The organism is Pseudomonas sp. MS15a(2019) (assembly GCF_013277805.1).
GTDB lineage: Bacteria > Pseudomonadota > Gammaproteobacteria > Pseudomonadales > Pseudomonadaceae > Chryseomonas > Chryseomonas benzopyrenica.
On record NZ_VBTN01000002.1, the window covers coordinates 263,373 to 278,810 of the forward strand.

Sequence of the window (15,438 nt, forward strand, 5' to 3'; positions counted from 1 at the left end):
TGCGCAGCTAACGCTGTCCCGCCATCAGGTAATGGCGGTAATAATGCTGGGGCGTTGAGGGCTGCGCGTTTTCATGACCGCTACCCTAGGGCCTGGCCGGGCATGGCGTCAAGCGGCGCCGATGGCTGTGGCACAATGGCTAACCTGTTGCCCACTTCCCGCGACCCGATCGCCTCTGCCGAGAATCCCGATGGCCCGCAAGAAAGCTCCCGACTTCGAACAATCCCTGGCCGAACTGCAGACCCTGGTGGAACGCCTGGAGAGCGGCGAGCTGTCCCTGGAGGACTCCCTCGGCGCCTTCGAACAGGGCATCCGCCTGACCCGCGAATGCCAGGGCGCCCTGGCCCAAGCCGAGCAGAAGGTGCAGATCCTGCTGGAAAAGGACGGCGAACTCACCGCCGCCCCCTTCGCCCCGGTCGGGGACGACGCATGATCGAGGCCTACCAGCAACGCTGCCAGACCCGCGTCGACACCGCTCTCGCCCCGCTCTTCAGCGCGCCCCGCGCCGAACTCGCCCGGCTCTATGCCGCCATGGCCTACAGCGTCATGGGTGGCGGCAAGCGGGTACGGCCGTTGCTGGTCTATGCCGCCTGCGAAGCCCTGGGTGGCGATCCGGCGCGCGCCGACCAGGCCGCCTGCGCGGTAGAGCTGATCCACGCCTATTCCCTGGTCCACGACGACCTGCCGGCCATGGACGACGACGACCTGCGCCGCGGCCGGCCCACCACCCACAAGGCCTATGACGAGGCCTGCGCCATCCTTGCCGGCGACGGCCTGCAGACCCTGGCCTTCGAGACCCTGCTGGCGGCGCCCCAGGACGCCGCGGTGCGGCTGGAGATGGTCGCGGTGCTGGCCCGCGCCAGCGGTCCGGCGGGCATGGTCGGCGGTCAGGCCATCGATCTGGAATCGGTCGGCCGGCGCATCGATCAGCCGGCGCTGGAGACCATGCATTTGCACAAGACCGGCGCCCTGATCGCCGCCAGCGTGCAGCTCGGCGCCCTGGCCAGCGAAGCCGCCGGTGCCGCCGAGCGCGACGCCCTGGCCCGCTATGCCGAGGCCATCGGCCTGGCCTTCCAGGTCTGGGACGACGTGCTCGACATCGAGAGCGATACCCAGACCCTGGGCAAACGCCAGGGTGCCGACCTCGCCCGCGACAAACCGACCTACCCGGCGCTGCTCGGGCTGGACGCGGCCAAGGCCTATGCCCTGGAACTGCGCGACACCGCCCTGGCGGCCATCGAGCCCCTGGGTGAGCCGGCTGAACCCCTACGCGCCCTGGCCCGCTATATCGTGGAACGACGTAGCTAGACGCGCTTCAGCGGAAAAACTCGTGACCCGGGCCGCATTTGCCCCCGGGTCCGTTGTCACAGGGGCATAACAAGACGCCCTGCCCGCTGTTGGGATGCCACGCGGGCATCGGGTAAACTGCCTAATTCTCTGCGCAAAGTGATCAGCCAGATGCCCAAGACGTTTCACGAGATTCCCCGCCAGCGTCCCGCGACGCCCCTGCTCGACCGCATCGACTCGCCGGTGCAACTGCGCCAGCTCGGTGACGCCGAGTTGGACGCCGTCGCCGACGAACTGCGCGCCTTTCTCTTGTGGACCGTGGGCCAGACCGGCGGTCACTTCGGCGCCGGCCTGGGTGTCATCGAATTGACCGTGGCCCTGCACTACGTCTTCAACACCCCGGAAGACCGGCTGGTGTGGGACGTCGGCCACCAGGCCTATCCGCACAAGATCCTCACCGGCCGCCGCGAAGGCATGGCCAGCCTGCGCCACAAGGACGGCCTGGCCGCCTTCCCACGGCGCAGCGAGAGCGAGTACGACACCTTTGGCGTCGGTCACTCCAGCACCTCCATCGGCGCCGCCCTGGGCATGGCCATCGCCGCCCAGTTGCAGGGTATCGAGCGCAAGTCGGTCGCGGTGATCGGCGACGGCGCCCTTACCGCGGGCATGGCCTTCGAGGCGCTCAACCACGCCTCGGACACCGGCGCCAACATGCTGGTAGTACTCAACGACAACGACATGTCCATCTCGCGCAACGTCGGTGGCCTGTCCAACTACCTGGCGCGGCTGCTCTCCAGCCGTACCTACCAGCACCTGCGCGAAAACGGCAAGAAGGCCCTCTCCAAGCTGCCCGGTGCCTGGGAAATCGCCCGCCGTACCGAAGAGGCCGCCAAGGGCATGCTGGTGCCCGGCACCCTGTTCGAGGAGCTGGGCTGGAACTACATCGGCCCCATCGACGGCCATGACCTGCCGACCCTGGTCACCACCCTGCGCAACCTGCGCGATGCCAAGGGTCCGCAATTCCTCCATGTGATCACTCGCAAGGGCAAGGGCCTGTCCATCGCCGAGGCCGATCCCATCAGCTACCACGCCATCACCAAGCTGGAGCCGCTGGACGCCAAGCCCAAGCGCCCGGGTGCGCCCAAGTACTCCAACATCTTTGGGGACTGGCTGTGCGACATGGCCGCCGTCGATGCCAAACTGGTGGGCATCACCCCGGCGATGAAGGAAGGCTCCGACCTGATCCGCTTCGCCGAACGCTATCCCGAACGCTACTTCGACGTGGCCATCGCCGAGCAGCACGCGGTGACCCTGGCCGCCGGTCTGGCCTGCGACGGCATGAAGCCGGTGGTGGCCATCTACTCCACCTTCCTGCAACGCGGCTACGACCAGCTGATCCACGACGTGGCGGTGCAGAATCTGGATGTGCTCTTCGCCATCGACCGCGCTGGCCTGGTGGGCGAAGACGGCCCGACCCACGCGGGCAGCTTCGACCTGTCCTACCTGCGTTGCATCCCTGGCATGGTGATCATGGCGCCCAGCGACGAAAACGAGCTGCGCCGCCTGCTCACCACCGGCTATCGCCACCAGGGCCCGGCCGCGGTGCGCTACCCGCGCGGCAGCGGCCCCAACGCCGCCCTGGATCCGGGCCTGGAGCCCCTGCCTATCGGTAAAGGCGTGGTGCGTCGTCAGACCAGCCTGAAGAGCGGCCCCAAGGTCGGCTTCCTGGTGTTTGGCGTGCAACTGGCCGAAGCCCTGCAGGTCGCCGAGCGCCTGGACGCCAGCGTGGCCGACATGAGATTCGTCAAGCCGCTGGACGAGGCCCTGATCCGCCAGTTCGCCGCCGACCACGACCTGCTGGTCACGGTCGAGGAAAACAGCGTCATGGGCGGCGCCGGCAGTGCGGTCAACGAATTCCTGCAGGCCAATGCCCTGGTCCAGCCCGTGCTCAACCTGGGCCTGCCGGACAGCTACATCGAACACGCCAAGCCGGCCGACATGCTGGCCGAGTGCGGCCTCGATGAAGCCGGCATCGAGCGTGCGGTACGGGCGCGCCTGGCGCTGGCGGATCTGACCCCGGCCGGTCTGCGCAAGGAAGCCTGAGCGCAACCAGCCACTGGCCAGTAAAAAGGCGCCCTAGGGCGCCTTTTCCATGTCTTCGTTCTGATGCAGATTGCCGAGCATGTGGCCGAGCTTACCGGCCTTGGTCAGCAGATAGCGGCGGTTGTGCGGATTGAGGCCTTCCTGCAGGGGCACCCGCTCGGCGACCGGAATGCCCAGCACCTCGAGCGCCTTCACCTTGCGCGGATTGTTGGTCATCAGCCGCAGCGCAGTGACGCCCAGGTGTTCGAGCATCGGCTTGCACAGGGCATAGGTGCGCTGGTCGGCGCCAAAGCCCAGGCGCTCGTTGGCTTCGACGGTATCGGCCCCGGCATCCTGCAGCTCATAGGCGCGGATCTTGTTGAGCAGGCCGATGCCGCGCCCTTCCTGGCGCAGATAGAGCAGCACGCCACGCCCGGCCTCGGCGATGGCGCGCAGCGCCGCTTCCAGCTGGAAACCGCAGTCGCATCTCAGGCTGAACAGCGCATCGCCGGTCAGGCATTCGGAATGCAGTCGGCCCAGCACCGGCTCGCCATCGGCCACGTCACCGAAGGTCAGGGCGACGTGCTCCTTGCCATCGGTCTCGTCGAGGAAACCGTGCATGGTGAACAGGCCGAAGGGGGTGGGCAGTTGGGAGGCGGCGACAAAGACGACGGACACCTGCGGGCTCCTGGCGGGGAAAGACGTACATTGTAACCTTTTCCCCGGGCCCGGCGTCATCGCCAGGGGTTATGACGTCGACACGTAACGATCTATCAGAGCCTGTTCAAAATCTCGCGAGCTAGAGCCAAACAAGACCTAGGCGGCCCCACGAAAAGGGCTGAGGAAGCGGATCGGACCCGCGCTCGGGTTTACGAGTGGTAAATGAGCATTCCGAAGCCATTTTCAACGCGGTCTGGCCAACGCGCAGCAGATTTTGAACAGGCTCTCAGCGCGCCTGGACGTAGAAGATGCCCTGGGCCTCGCGCCAGCCCACGCGATTGAGGAAACTCATGCCCAGCAGACCCTGGCTGGGGTAGTTGCCCTCCAGCACCATGGCCTCCACCCCGACCACCTCGACATCACCCAGGCGCACCTGCTTGAGCGTGGTGCGCCAGGCGCGGGCATGACCGCTGGCGGTTTCCACCCAGCCCGGGGTGCCGTCGCGATAGCTGATGCCCAGCTGATCGGCCTGGGCGCCACTCAGGGCGACGCTGGTGGCGCCGGTGTCCACCATCAGCGACACCGGGCGGCCGTTGACGTTGGCGGTGACCTGATAGTGGCCGTTGTTGCTGCGCGGCACGCTGAATTCGCGGCGTTGCGGAGCGCTGTAGCCGTCGCTGTATTCGCGATCGAGGGCGAAGGCCTGGGTCCGGCCGTCGATGCGCAGCAGCGCCTGCTGGGCATCAGCACTGACCAGCTCGACGTCGTCCAGGCGCTGGCCGACTTTCAGCAATTTGCGCTGGCCATTGACGTTGACCACAGCCGCGCCATTGAACAACCCCACGACCCTGACCTGGGGTTGCGCCCAGGCGAGCGAACCGACGGCCAACAACAGGCCGTACGCGCCCAGTCTTTTCACTGCCCTGCTCCTTGGGCCTGCGTCTCGTCAGCCGACGAGATGACCCCAACCGATGTGTAATCCCTGGACCACCAGCCAGGCGAGAACGCCGGCCAGTACATCGTCGACCATGATGCCGACACCGCCGCGGACATTGACATCCAGCCAGCGGATTGGCCAGGGCTTGCAGATGTCTAGTACGCGGAAGGCGACGAAACCCACCAGCAGCCAGATCAACCCCGGGGGTGCCAGCCAGAAGGTGATCCAGATGCCGACCATCTCGTCCCAGACGATGCCCTCATGGTCGTGCACCCCCAGTTCCCGGGCAACCTTGCCGCACAGCCAGCAACCGAACACGGTCAGCAGCACCAGCAGCAGCGGATAGCTCCAACCACTGAGCAGCTGCCAGAGCGGCACGAAGGGCAAGGCGATCAGCGATCCCCAGGTGCCGGGCGCCTTGGGCAGGGTGCCGGAACCCAGGCCAAAGGCCAGGAAGTGCCAGGGATCGCGCCAGACCGACAGGGGGACCGGCTGGGCGGGGGCTTGGTGTTCGCTCACGAAAGGGACTCCGCTCGAAGACGCTAGAAGTGTTGGAAACCGGTCTGCGCCAAGGTCATGGGCTGACCGTCGGCGGCGAGGACAGCAACGCCGCTGCCCGCCTCGACCCGCCCGATCACCTGCGCCTGGGGCCAGGCGACGGCCAGCGCCGGGGCCTGCTCCGGTGGCAGGGTGAAGACCAGTAGATAGTCGTCGCCGGCGCCCAGCGCCAGGCGCAGCACCTCATCGGCAGGGAAGAGTTCGGCCAGGGCCGAACTCACCGGCAGCCGCGCCGTCTCCACCACCAGGCGTACCCCGGAGGCGGCGGCGATGTGGCCGCAATCGGCCACCAGGCCGTCGGAGACGTCCTGGGCCGCCGTCGCCCTGCCCCGCAGCCAGAGGCCGAGGTCGAATTGCGGTTGGGGTGCCCAGTAGCGCGCCAGCAGGTGCCGACAGGCGTCGCCCTCCGGCGCGCGCTGGCCGAGGACGAAGGGCAAGGCCCCGCCGGCTTCACCGGGGGCGCCGCCCAGGCACAGCAGATCGCCCGGGCGGGCACCGCTGCGCAGCAGGGCTTGGCCCGCCGGAACTCGGCCGAAGACCGTGAGGGTGAGGGACAGCGGCCCGCGGGTGGTATCGCCTCCGACCAGGCGCAGCTCGCATTGCTCGGCCATCTGCGCGAGGCCTGCCGCCAGGCCTTCCAGCCAGGCGGGCTCGACGGACGGCAGGGTCAACGCCAGGGTAAAACCCAGGGGCGCGGCGCCCATGGCGGCCAGGTCGCTGGCGCTCACCGCCAGGGCGCGCTGGCCGAGGCCGAAGGCATCCGGACAGGGATCAGGGAAGTGCACCCCGGCGGTCAGGGTGTCGGTGGACACCGCCAATTGCTCACCCGGGGCGGGTGCCAGCAGCGCGCAGTCGTCACCGATCCCCAGGGCCACGCCGGGTCCGCCGCGGGCGCAGGGCGCCGCGGCGAAATAGCGACGGATGAGTTCGAATTCACCCATGCCAGCGTGGGCGATCAGCGCTTGCCGCGCAACTCGGCGCTGCGCAGCTTGGGCGCCAGCTTGTCGAGCACGCCGTTGACGAACTTGTGGCCATCGGTGGCGCCGAAGATCTTGGCCAGCTCGATGCCTTCGTTGATCACCACGCGATAGGGCACGTCGATGCGCTTGAGCAGCTCGTAGCAGGACAGCCGCAGCACGGCCAGTTCCACCGGGTCCACCTCGTTCATGGGGCGGTCCAGACAGGGCAGGATCAAGCCGTCGATCTCACCCTTGTTGGCCGGGACGCCATGCAGGACTTCATGGAAGTAGGCGCCGTCGACCTTGGCGAAATCGTTGTCGACGCGAAACTGCGCCTCGATCTCGTTGATCGCCTGGCCCGCCATGTGCCACTGGTACAGGGCCTGGACCGACAGGCTGCGCGCTTCGCGACGGGCAGCCAATTTGCCGGTGGGGGCCTTCTTGCCTGCGGGCTTGCCGGCCGCGGGCGGAGTCAGATCGCCGCTCACTTGGCCTCCAGCTGCGCCAGCAGGCTGACCATTTCCAGAGCGGACAGGGCCGCTTCGGCGCCCTTGTTGCCGGCCTTGGTGCCGGAGCGCTCGATGGCCTGCTCGATGGAGTCGACGGTGAGAACGCCAAAGGACACCGGTACGCCGAATTCCATGGAGACCTGGGCCAGACCCTTGGTGCACTCGCCGGCCACGTACTCGAAGTGGGGGGTGCCGCCACGGATCACCGCGCCGAGGGCGATGATGGCGTCGAATTCGTCGCGCTGGGCGATCTTCTGCACCGCCAACGGGATCTCGAAGGCGCCGGGGACGCGGATGATGGTCAGGTCGTCCGGCTTGATGCCGTGACGCACCAGGGCGTCGATGGCGCCCTGCAGCAGGCTTTCGACGACGAAGCTGTTGAAACGACCGACCACCAGGGCGAAGCGGCCCTGGGGAGCGATGAAGGTGCCTTCAAAGGTCTTGATGTTCATGTGCGGGTCCAGTTGTCAAAGAGCCGGACGGCCGGCAGTGCCAGGCCGTCCGTGGAAATCCAGGTGAAGCGCGCCATGCCACCCGGGCGGGGCGCGCCAGGCGGAAGGGTCATTCTTCAGGAGGCAGATAGTCTACTACTTCCAGGTCGAAGCCGGATATGGCATTGAACTTCATCGGCGAGCTGAGCAGGCGCATCTGACGAATGCCTAGGTCACGCAGGATCTGCGAACCGGCGCCGACGGTGCTGTAGGTGGACAGCGCCTTGGGTACCGGCAGCGGCTCGCGCAGATGCGCCAGCAGGTCGTCGCCCTCGATCGAGTGACCGAGCAGCAGCACCACGCCGGCGCCTTCACGGGCGACCCGCTCCATGGCGCTGCGCAGGCTCCAGCGCCCCGGCTGGTGCACCTGCAGCAGGTCGCGCAACGGATCCATGTTGTGCACCCGCACCAGCGGCAGCTCCTGGCTGGCCAGGTCGCCACGGATCAGTGCCAGGTGGACGTCGCCCTCCACCTCGTCGCGGTAGGTCACCAGCTTGAACGGCCCGAGTTCGGTCTCCAGCTGCTGCTCGTCGATGCGCTTGACGGTGTGCTCGTGGAGCAGGCGGTAGTGGATCAGATCGGCAATGGTGCCGACCTTGAGGCCATGCTGCTCGGCGAAGGCTTCGAGCTCGTCGCGCCGGGCCATGGTGCCGTCGTCGTTCATCACCTCGCAGATCACGCCGCTCTCGGCGAAACCGGCCATGCGCGCCAGGTCGCAGGCCGCCTCGGTGTGGCCGGCACGGGCCAGCACACCGCCGGGCTGGGCCATTAGCGGAAACATGTGGCCGGGACTGACCACGTCGCCGGGCTTGGCGTCCTTGGCGATGGCGGCCTGCACGGTGCGGGCGCGGTCGGCCGCGGAGATGCCGGTGCTGATGCCCTCGGCAGCCTCGATGGAGACGGTGAACTTGGTGCCGAAGCCGGAGGCGTTGCGGCTGGCCATCATCGGCAGGTTGAGGCGTTCGCAGAGACCCTTGCTCATGGGCATGCAGATCAGGCCCCGGGCATGGCGGGCCATGAAGTTGATGTGTTCGGCGGTGACGCATTCGGAGGCGATGATGATGTCGCCTTCGTTCTCGCGGTCCTCGTCGTCCATGAGGATGACCATCTTGCCCGCGCGGATGTCCTGGATGATGTCTTCGATGCTGGAAAGTGCCACGGTGTCGTCCTTAGCGCTGCAGATAGCCGTGTTCGGCGAGAAAGTGTTCGGTGACGCCGCCCTTGCTGGACTCGGCGGCCTTGTCGCCCAGCAGCAGGCGCTCCAGGTAGCGGGCCAGCAGGTCCACCTCCAGGTTCACCCGCCGCCCGGCGCGGTAGTCGGCCATGATGGTCTCGCCGAGGGTATGGGGGACGATGGTCAGCTCGAATTCGGCGCCGTCCACCGCGTTCACCGTGAGGCTGACGCCGTCCACGGTGATCGAGCCCTTGAGGGCGATGTAACGAGCCAGTTCGGCCGGGGCACGCAGGCGAAACTGCACGGCGCGGGCGTTATCGGCGCGGGAGACCACTTCGCCGAGGCCGTCCACGTGGCCGCTGACCAGGTGGCCGCCGAGGCGACTGGTGGGCATCAGCGCCTTTTCCAGGTTGACCCGGCTGCCGGGCTTGAGGCCGCCCAGGCTGGTGAGGCTCAGGGTTTCGCGACTGACGTCGGCCCAGAAGCCGTCGCCGGGCAAGTCCACGGCGGTGAGGCAGACTCCGTTGACGGCGATGCTGTCGCCGAGCTTGACGTCGGCCAGGTCGAGCTTGCCGGTGGCGACATGGAGGCGCACGTCCCCGCCCTTGGGCGTGAGGGCGCGGATCTCGCCGAGGGCTTCGATGATTCCGGTAAACATCAGCTCAGGCCTCCGAGAGGTAGAGCCAGAAAGACAGTGCAGCTAGACATCGACGAACTCCTGTTTCGGTGAAAAAACAGGGCGTACGGACAGAAGGGAAATCAGACGGACGAGGGGCTCGCACCCCTGCCAGGCGAGGCTATCCCGTTCTCTCTCATCCGGACTATGACCGTCGGCCCCGGGATCCAACCGGGTCTGCTGACCTCCCCCGCCACAGAGGACCAGGAAGCGCTCGCGGGCTCGTCCCGATTGATCGGGCGTTACCGCCGGTGGGGAATTGCACCCCGCCCTGAGAACTCGCCACCCGCAGGCGGCGCAGGTTTTGTAACACAGTTCGCCGCCAGGGGGCCAGGGGCGTCAGGTATCGCGCCGGGGTCGGGCGATCAGGTGCAGGTCCGCGCCCACCGGCGTGGCGCTGATGATCTCCAGCTGCGGAGCCTGGGCCAGGTGCTGCAGCGGCCAGTCCAGCAGCGGTCGGGCGCTGGAACCCAGGAACTTGGGTGCCAGGAATAGGTGATATTCGTCGACCAGCCCGGCCTGGGCGAAGGCACCGGCCAGGCGTGGCCCGGCCTCCACCAGGACGTCGTTGACCTGCTCGCCGCCCAGGCGGGTCAGCAGGGCCGTTAGATCGACCTGGCCCCGAGCGCCGGGTAGCGCCAAGTAGTCATGACCGGCCACCGCATAGGCGGGTGCCTCGTCCGTCATACCGACGACGCGTGCCGCGCCGGCCTGAAAGAAGGGTGCCTCCAGCGGTACCCGGCCACGGCCGTCCACCAGCAGCCGCTGCGGCGTGCGCAGGGTGGCCAGTTCCAGTTCGTCTCCGCTCAGGCCCAATTCGCTCGGGCGCACGGTCAGGCGGGCACCATCGGCCAGCACGGTATCGGCGCCGGTGATCACCACTCCTGCTTCGGCCCGTAGCCGCTGAACACTCTGGCGCGCCGCCGGACCGGTGATCCACTGGCTTTCGCCATTGGCCATGGCGGTGCGGCCATCCAGACTCAGCGCCAGCTTGACCCGCACGAAGGGCCGCCCGGTCAGCATGCGCTGGATGAAGCCGGCGTTGAGCGCTCGCGCTTCGGCTTCCAGCACTCCGGCGCGGGCGGCGATGCCAGCGGCGGCGAGCCGCTCCAGGCCACGGCCAGCCACCAGCGGATTGGGATCGGTCATGGCCGCCACCACTTCGGCCACGCCAGCCGCGACCAGGGCATCGGCGCAGGGCGGGGTGCGGCCATGGTGGCTGCAGGGCTCCAGCGTCACATAGGCAGTGGCGCCGCGGGCGGCCTCCCCTGCCTGGCGCAGCGCATGCACCTCGGCATGGGGGCCGCCGGCCTGGCGGTGCCAGCCCTCGCCCACCACCTGGCCGTCACGGACGATCACGCAGCCCACCCGCGGATTAGGCGCCGTGCTGTAGCGGCCGAGCGCCGCCAGCGCCAGGGCGCGGGCCATCCAGAATTCGTCGTTCATCCCGTTGGCGGCGCTCATACCGGCTGCTTGCCCGGATCCTGGGCCAGCCGCTCGATTTCGTCGCGGAATTCGGCCAGGTCCTGGAATTGCCGATAGACCGAGGCGAAGCGGATATAGGCCACCTGGTCCAGCTTGCGCAACTCGTCCATCACCAGTTCGCCCACCACCCGGGAACGGATCTCCCGCTCGCCAGTGGCGCGCAGCCGGTGCTTGATCAGGGCGATGGCCTCTTCCAGGCGTTCGACGCTGACCGGTCGCTTCTCCAGGGCGCGCTGCATGCCGGCGCGCAACTTGTCCTCGTCGAAGGGCTGGCGGGTGCCGTCCTGCTTGATCAGCCGCGGCAGCACCAGTTCGGCGGTTTCGAAGGTGGTGAAGCGTTCCTGGCAGGCCAGGCACTCACGCCGTCGGCGCACCTGCTCGCCGGCCGCAACCAGCCGGGAATCCGTGACCTTGGTGTCGTGGGCGCCGCAGAAGGGACAATGCATGGAGGAGTCGACCGCCGGAAGGGAAAGCCTTCATGGTACCCGATCGCCCCCTGCCGGGAACCTCCGGGTACCGGACGAATCGACAGCCAGGAGCCGCCGGGCTATAAGAGCGCCCTGTGTTCGACGACCCCTTTCCAGCCTCCCGTGCCGCCCTCGCCGGTGGCGACCTCCGGATCCTGCCATGACCCCACGCGTCCTCCTGCCCCTGCTGTTCACCGGTCTGCTCGTGGCGTGCTCCAGCCCACCCGAAACCACGCCGCCGCAGCCCACCACCCCGGCCGACGAGCCGGTTCCGGTGGCGGGCGCTCCCACCCCGGCCAATCTGCGCGAGATCTCCGGGGTGCTGCGCAATGCTCAGGGCCTGGTCCCGGCCGGCGCCCAGGTCGAGATCGCCCTGCTGGCGGTCAACGCCAAGGGCCTGCCCCAGCGCCTGCTGGCCAGCGAGACGGTGACCGGCAAGGGCGCGCCCCTGGCCTTCCGCCTGCCCTTCAATCCCGAGATCTTTCCCACCCGCCCGGATCTCAAGGTGGAATTCCACGCCCGCCTGATCCAGGCCGGGCAACTGGCCAGCTACCTGCCACCGGTCGGTGTGAGCGGGCCGACCACGCAGAATCTCGGTGAACTGGTGCTGAACCAGACCCCGTGACACCCCCTGCCGATCTCGCCGTCGCCCTGGCGGCCCTGCTGGGCGACGCCCGCCTCACCTTGCAGGCATTGCCAAATAGCGACCTATCGCTATGGCTGATCGATCCAGCCAACATGGCGCGCGCCTTTTCCCCGGCGGAAACCCAGCGCCTGCTGGAGGCACCGCCCTACTGGGCCTTCTGCTGGGCCAGCGGTCTGGCCCTGGCGCGCTGGATCGCCGCCCATCCCGAGCACGTCGCCGGGCGCCAGGTGTTGGATTTCGGCAGCGGCTCGGGCATCGCCGGACTCGCCGCCGCCCGGGCTGGCGCGGCACGAGTGGTCTGCTGCGACCTAGATCCGCTGGCATTGAAAGCCTGCCGTGCCAATGCCCAGGCCAATGCCGTGCAGATCGAGACGCTGGACGATTTCTGTACCAGCACCGAGCGCTTCGATCTCATCCTGGCCGCCGATGTGCTCTACGATCATGCCAACCTGTCGCTACTGGACCTCTTGCAGGCTCGCGCAGAACGGATCCTGCTGGCCGACTCGCGGGTGCGCGACCTGGCCCATCCCGGCTTCACCCGCCTCGCCGACCTCCAGGCCTGCACGCTGCCGGATCTGGCCGAGCCGGAGGAATTCCGCCGCGTGACGCTCTACCGGGGCTGAGCCGAGCCTCCTTGTTTCCAAGCCCAGCGCCCCCACCTATAGTGCATCTTTCGGTGCGACACGAATGCTCGTGTTGTGCTTGGTCGACCAGCTTAGTCTTGGCGCCGAAACCCTTGTTCTACAGGGGTTTGAAGCCTAAATAAAGCACGAGAGCCGGCTCTGCCGCGCCTGATTCGACCCACTTGTGGGGACAATGCGATCCCTGCTTGCCAGGGTAAGTACGTCTCAAATTTGGCCATTTTTGGCTATAAATTGATCAATCAGACGTAACAGAGAGCAATTTCCGCCAACGAAATTGTATCTAAATGTAACAAGACTCCCTGTGGGTGATTTGACCCCGCAAGGGGTCAATCCATCTCTGGGATGCCTTGGTCTCATTTGGCCCATGCCAACGTCGTGAGACGCTAGGGTATCTCGTCCAAGCACGGAGCAACCGCTCCGCTTGTGCATTGCTCAACCTTGCTAATACAGGGGGTACCGAGCCTGGCATGTACCTGCCAGTTCACTACATCGGCATGCGTCGGGGGCCAACCCTGAGGTGTGAAGCCCGATGGACAACGTCCTATCCCTCACGGGACACGCAGGTCTGGCAACAGCAGCGTGACGCTTCCGAATTGCACGGAGGCAAGGGGCTAGTGACCCAACCCGCATGGTTAACTCATGTGAATCATCGTTCGAACCCTCGTAAGCACTACTGGGCCTACGGCAATTTATGGGCCCTGGCCAAAATCGGCAAAGCAGATCGGCGCTCGCTGTCGAAAGAAGCGACGCGGTACCACTACGACTGCCGGGGGAAAGATGGAACCTAACCGGGGAATCGATGCACAGCGGGGAACGTGGCAATCCCGACCACCCGCCTAACCAGCAACATCGGAAGGCAGGCAATCCGCAAGGAAAGCTGTTGGGTGTGGGGAATGGGAGGGTGCAAAAAGCGAATGGCTGTCTGTAATGGGCGGCATATCGGTTGAAACATCATCGACAGGGGCAACCCTGGCTGACGTGCACCTGGTTTACGGGCGCATGATCTAGTGCTGATTTCCAGCGAAACGACCCTAGGGGTGACTTCAACCCCTAGGGGGAGAAGTCCGTCCCGAAGGTTACTGACCTGAGGAGGACTGTATGAATACGCAACCAGCAACATCGGTTTCGTCTGCGTCTCCTGACGGCGTGAAGGGCTGGCACGATCTCGATTGGGCCAAGATCCAGATCTCCGTTCGGAAAACGCAGTTGAAGATTGCGCAGGCAACAATGGCCGGTGACTGGCGTAGGGTTAAACGCCTACAACGGTTACTGACCCATTCGTTTTATGGCCGCTGTATGGCTGTAAGACGGGTGACGGAAAACCGGGGTCGCAAGACTCCGGGCGTCGATGGAGAAACCTGGGGGACGCCTCCAGCCAAGCTCCACGCCGCGAAGCGTCTATCGGAGAAACGAGGCTATCGGCCCAAACCGCTAAAAAGGGTTTGGATACCGAAGCCAGGGAAGAAGGAAAAGCGCCCGCTAGGCATACCGACGATGTTTGATCGGGCCATGCAAGCGCTCTACCTGTCCGCCTTGGAACCCGTCATCGAAAGCACCAGCGACCCGAAAAGTTTCGGCTTCCGGCCGGATCGCTCGACCGCTGATGCGATGGTTGAAATCTTTCAGTTAATGTCGCAAGACGACTCACCTATGTGGGTTCTGGAAGGTGACATCAAGGGGTTCTTCGACAACATCAATCACGAGTGGCTGTGCCAGAACGTCCCTATGGACAAAAAGGTACTGCGGCTGTGGTTGAAGGCCGGGGTAATTGACCGGCGACACTTCATGGCTACGGAGGCCGGGACGCCACAAGGTGGGATTATTTCGCCGTGTTTGGCTAACGCCACCCTTAACGGTTTGGAGAAGCAGCTCAAAGGCCATCTGGCCAGAAAGCTAGCGGGTACCAACGCCGATACGCCCAGAGTGCATGTGGTGCGATACGCGGACGACTTCATCATCACAGCGGCTACCAAAGAGCTGTTGACTGACGAGGTCATACCTTGGGTCGAGCAATTCCTGTCAATACGAGGGGTGAGCTTGTCCCAAGAGAAAACGCAGATAACCCACATCCTTCAGGGCTTTGATTTCCTAGGGTGGAATTTCAGGAAATACGTGCCGAAATCGCCTTACCGACGGACCAAGCTGTTTACCAAACCCTCGAAGAAGAACATCTCGACGTTCTATCGAAAGGTAAGGGACATAGTGAGATCCAGTGGGGCTCTAACTCAGGAAGAGTTGATCAGCCGTCTGAACCCGGTACTACGAGGGTGGGCTCAATACCATTCTCAGGCTGTTGCTAAAGCTACCTTCAAGAAACTAGATAACTTGATTTTCTGGTTGCTGCGAAGGTGGGCGAAGCGCCGACATCCGAAGAAGCTAGCTACGTGGAGCTGGAACAAATACTTCCATTCCATCGGCGGGCGGAAACAGGTGTTCGCGCATCCCTATAGAGGCAAGAAGGGAGAGCGAAAGTATCGTGAGCTTTATGAGCTAGCGAAGACCGTAATCAAGCGCCAAAAGCGTCTATCAGGCGGGTACCACCCGTACGACGCTGCGCTTGAGCAGAAATGGGAAAAGCTAAGGGTCCAAAGGATGCAGCACAAGCTGCGTTTCAGGAAACAAATCCTAAGCCTTTACCGGCGCCAGAAAGGGAACTGCGCTCTGTGCGGTCACGCGATTACCAGGGAAACGGGCTGGGACGACCACCATGTCATTCGACGGGTGGACGGCGGCAAGGACACTCTGAAAAATCGCGTACTTCTCCATCCCAACTGTCACTCGCTGATTCACAGCCAGCGTAAACAAGTGACTCTGCGACACAGCGGTCTGTAATGATAGGATCGTTAGTCAACGTTGCCGGTCA

16 protein-coding genes and 1 riboswitch are annotated in these 15,438 nt (G+C 65.5%); of the genes, 6 read left to right on the forward strand and 10 right to left on the reverse strand.

Annotated elements, in window-relative coordinates:
* Positions 1–190 precede the first annotated feature (190 nt).
* The 3 genes from FEZ61_RS03425 (at position 191) to dxs (ending at position 3,390) form a co-directional block, all read left to right on the forward strand.
* Entirely contained in the window at positions 191–433 is a 243-nt protein-coding gene (locus FEZ61_RS03425) for an exodeoxyribonuclease VII small subunit (protein ID WP_064308488.1), read from the forward strand.
* A complete protein-coding gene (locus FEZ61_RS03430; protein WP_064308489.1) occupies positions 430–1,308 on the forward strand; it encodes a farnesyl diphosphate synthase in 879 nt (292 codons plus the stop codon). The genes FEZ61_RS03425 and FEZ61_RS03430 overlap by 4 nt, the downstream gene beginning before the upstream one ends.
* A 150-nt stretch (positions 1,309–1,458) precedes the next feature.
* Positions 1,459–3,390 carry a 1-deoxy-D-xylulose-5-phosphate synthase gene (dxs, locus tag FEZ61_RS03435; RefSeq protein ID WP_173147265.1) on the forward strand — a complete coding sequence of 644 codons (1,932 nt, stop codon included), beginning with the start codon at positions 1,459–1,461 and terminating at the stop codon, positions 3,388–3,390.
* A 33-nt stretch (positions 3,391–3,423) separates the two neighbouring features.
* Here dxs and ribA read toward each other — a convergent pair whose 3' ends face one another.
* The 10 genes from ribA to nrdR form a co-directional block, all read right to left on the reverse strand.
* Positions 3,424–4,047, reverse strand: a complete 624-nt coding sequence (gene ribA, locus FEZ61_RS03440) for a GTP cyclohydrolase II (protein WP_017639515.1) — start codon at positions 4,045–4,047, stop codon at positions 3,424–3,426.
* Positions 4,048–4,315: 268 nt separating this feature from the next.
* Positions 4,316–4,948: a TIGR02281 family clan AA aspartic protease gene (locus tag FEZ61_RS03445; RefSeq protein ID WP_017639514.1), complete on the reverse strand. Its 633-nt coding sequence runs from the start codon at positions 4,946–4,948 to the stop codon at positions 4,316–4,318.
* 27 nt (positions 4,949–4,975) lie between these two features.
* On the reverse strand, positions 4,976–5,485 hold the full coding sequence (locus FEZ61_RS03450) for a phosphatidylglycerophosphatase A (protein WP_017639513.1): 510 nt from the start codon (positions 5,483–5,485) through the stop codon (positions 4,976–4,978).
* A gap of 23 nt (positions 5,486–5,508) precedes the next feature.
* Complete coding sequence (gene thiL, locus FEZ61_RS03455) at positions 5,509–6,465, reverse strand: thiamine-phosphate kinase (RefSeq protein ID WP_173147267.1); 957 nt, start codon at positions 6,463–6,465, stop codon at positions 5,509–5,511.
* Between the two features lie 14 nt (positions 6,466–6,479).
* On the reverse strand, positions 6,480–6,959 hold the full coding sequence (gene nusB / locus FEZ61_RS03460; protein ID WP_026083666.1) for a transcription antitermination factor NusB: 480 nt from the start codon (positions 6,957–6,959) through the stop codon (positions 6,480–6,482).
* A gap of 8 nt (positions 6,960–6,967) precedes the next feature.
* The gene (gene ribE / locus FEZ61_RS03465; RefSeq protein WP_007161209.1) at positions 6,968–7,444 is read right to left on the reverse strand and encodes a 6,7-dimethyl-8-ribityllumazine synthase; all 477 of its coding nucleotides are present in this window, start codon (positions 7,442–7,444) and stop codon (positions 6,968–6,970) included.
* 109 nt (positions 7,445–7,553) lie between these two features.
* Complete coding sequence (gene ribBA, locus FEZ61_RS03470; RefSeq protein WP_160921975.1) at positions 7,554–8,642, reverse strand: bifunctional 3,4-dihydroxy-2-butanone-4-phosphate synthase/GTP cyclohydrolase II; 1,089 nt, start codon at positions 8,640–8,642, stop codon at positions 7,554–7,556.
* Positions 8,643–8,652: 10 nt separating this feature from the next.
* Positions 8,653–9,315 carry a riboflavin synthase gene (locus FEZ61_RS03475; protein WP_173147269.1) on the reverse strand — a complete coding sequence of 221 codons (663 nt, stop codon included), beginning with the start codon at positions 9,313–9,315 and terminating at the stop codon, positions 8,653–8,655.
* Positions 9,316–9,457: 142 nt separating this feature from the next.
* Positions 9,458–9,616: riboswitch (FMN riboswitch) on the reverse strand.
* A 56-nt stretch (positions 9,617–9,672) separates the two neighbouring features.
* On the reverse strand, positions 9,673–10,797 hold the full coding sequence (gene ribD / locus FEZ61_RS03480; protein WP_173147271.1) for a bifunctional diaminohydroxyphosphoribosylaminopyrimidine deaminase/5-amino-6-(5-phosphoribosylamino)uracil reductase RibD: 1,125 nt from the start codon (positions 10,795–10,797) through the stop codon (positions 9,673–9,675).
* Positions 10,794–11,264: a transcriptional regulator NrdR gene (gene nrdR / locus FEZ61_RS03485; RefSeq protein ID WP_007161213.1), complete on the reverse strand. Its 471-nt coding sequence runs from the start codon at positions 11,262–11,264 to the stop codon at positions 10,794–10,796. Before nrdR ends, ribD begins: the two co-directional genes overlap by 4 nt.
* A 181-nt stretch (positions 11,265–11,445) precedes the next feature.
* Here nrdR and FEZ61_RS03490 point away from each other — a divergent pair, with 181 nt between their 5' ends.
* The 3 genes from FEZ61_RS03490 (at position 11,446) to ltrA (ending at position 15,407) form a co-directional block, all read left to right on the forward strand.
* Positions 11,446–11,910, forward strand: a complete 465-nt coding sequence (locus FEZ61_RS03490; protein ID WP_173147272.1) for a YbaY family lipoprotein — start codon at positions 11,446–11,448, stop codon at positions 11,908–11,910.
* Entirely contained in the window at positions 11,907–12,554 is a 648-nt protein-coding gene (locus FEZ61_RS03495; protein ID WP_173147274.1) for a 50S ribosomal protein L11 methyltransferase, read from the forward strand. Before FEZ61_RS03490 ends, FEZ61_RS03495 begins: the two co-directional genes overlap by 4 nt.
* Positions 12,555–13,673: 1,119 nt before the next feature.
* Positions 13,674–15,407 carry a group II intron reverse transcriptase/maturase gene (gene ltrA / locus FEZ61_RS03500; RefSeq protein ID WP_145151761.1) on the forward strand — a complete coding sequence of 578 codons (1,734 nt, stop codon included), beginning with the start codon at positions 13,674–13,676 and terminating at the stop codon, positions 15,405–15,407.
* The last annotated feature ends 31 nt before the right edge of the window (positions 15,408–15,438 follow it).

Coding starts and splice junctions, on each gene's coding strand:
- FEZ61_RS03425 (WP_064308488.1), top strand. CDS start 191: ATGGCCCGCAAGAAAGCTCCCGACTTCGAACAATCCCTGGCCGAACTG.
- FEZ61_RS03430 (WP_064308489.1), top strand. CDS start 430: ATGATCGAGGCCTACCAGCAACGCTGCCAGACCCGCGTCGACACCGCT.
- dxs (WP_173147265.1), top strand. CDS start 1,459: ATGCCCAAGACGTTTCACGAGATTCCCCGCCAGCGTCCCGCGACGCCC.
- thiL (WP_173147267.1), bottom strand. CDS start 6,465: ATGGGTGAATTCGAACTCATCCGTCGCTATTTCGCCGCGGCGCCCTGC.
- ribE (WP_007161209.1), bottom strand. CDS start 7,444: ATGAACATCAAGACCTTTGAAGGCACCTTCATCGCTCCCCAGGGCCGC.
- FEZ61_RS03475 (WP_173147269.1), bottom strand. CDS start 9,315: ATGTTTACCGGAATCATCGAAGCCCTCGGCGAGATCCGCGCCCTCACG.
- ribD (WP_173147271.1), bottom strand. CDS start 10,797: ATGAGCGCCGCCAACGGGATGAACGACGAATTCTGGATGGCCCGCGCC.
- nrdR (WP_007161213.1), bottom strand. CDS start 11,264: ATGCATTGTCCCTTCTGCGGCGCCCACGACACCAAGGTCACGGATTCC.
- FEZ61_RS03490 (WP_173147272.1), top strand. CDS start 11,446: ATGACCCCACGCGTCCTCCTGCCCCTGCTGTTCACCGGTCTGCTCGTG.
- ltrA (WP_145151761.1), top strand. CDS start 13,674: ATGAATACGCAACCAGCAACATCGGTTTCGTCTGCGTCTCCTGACGGC.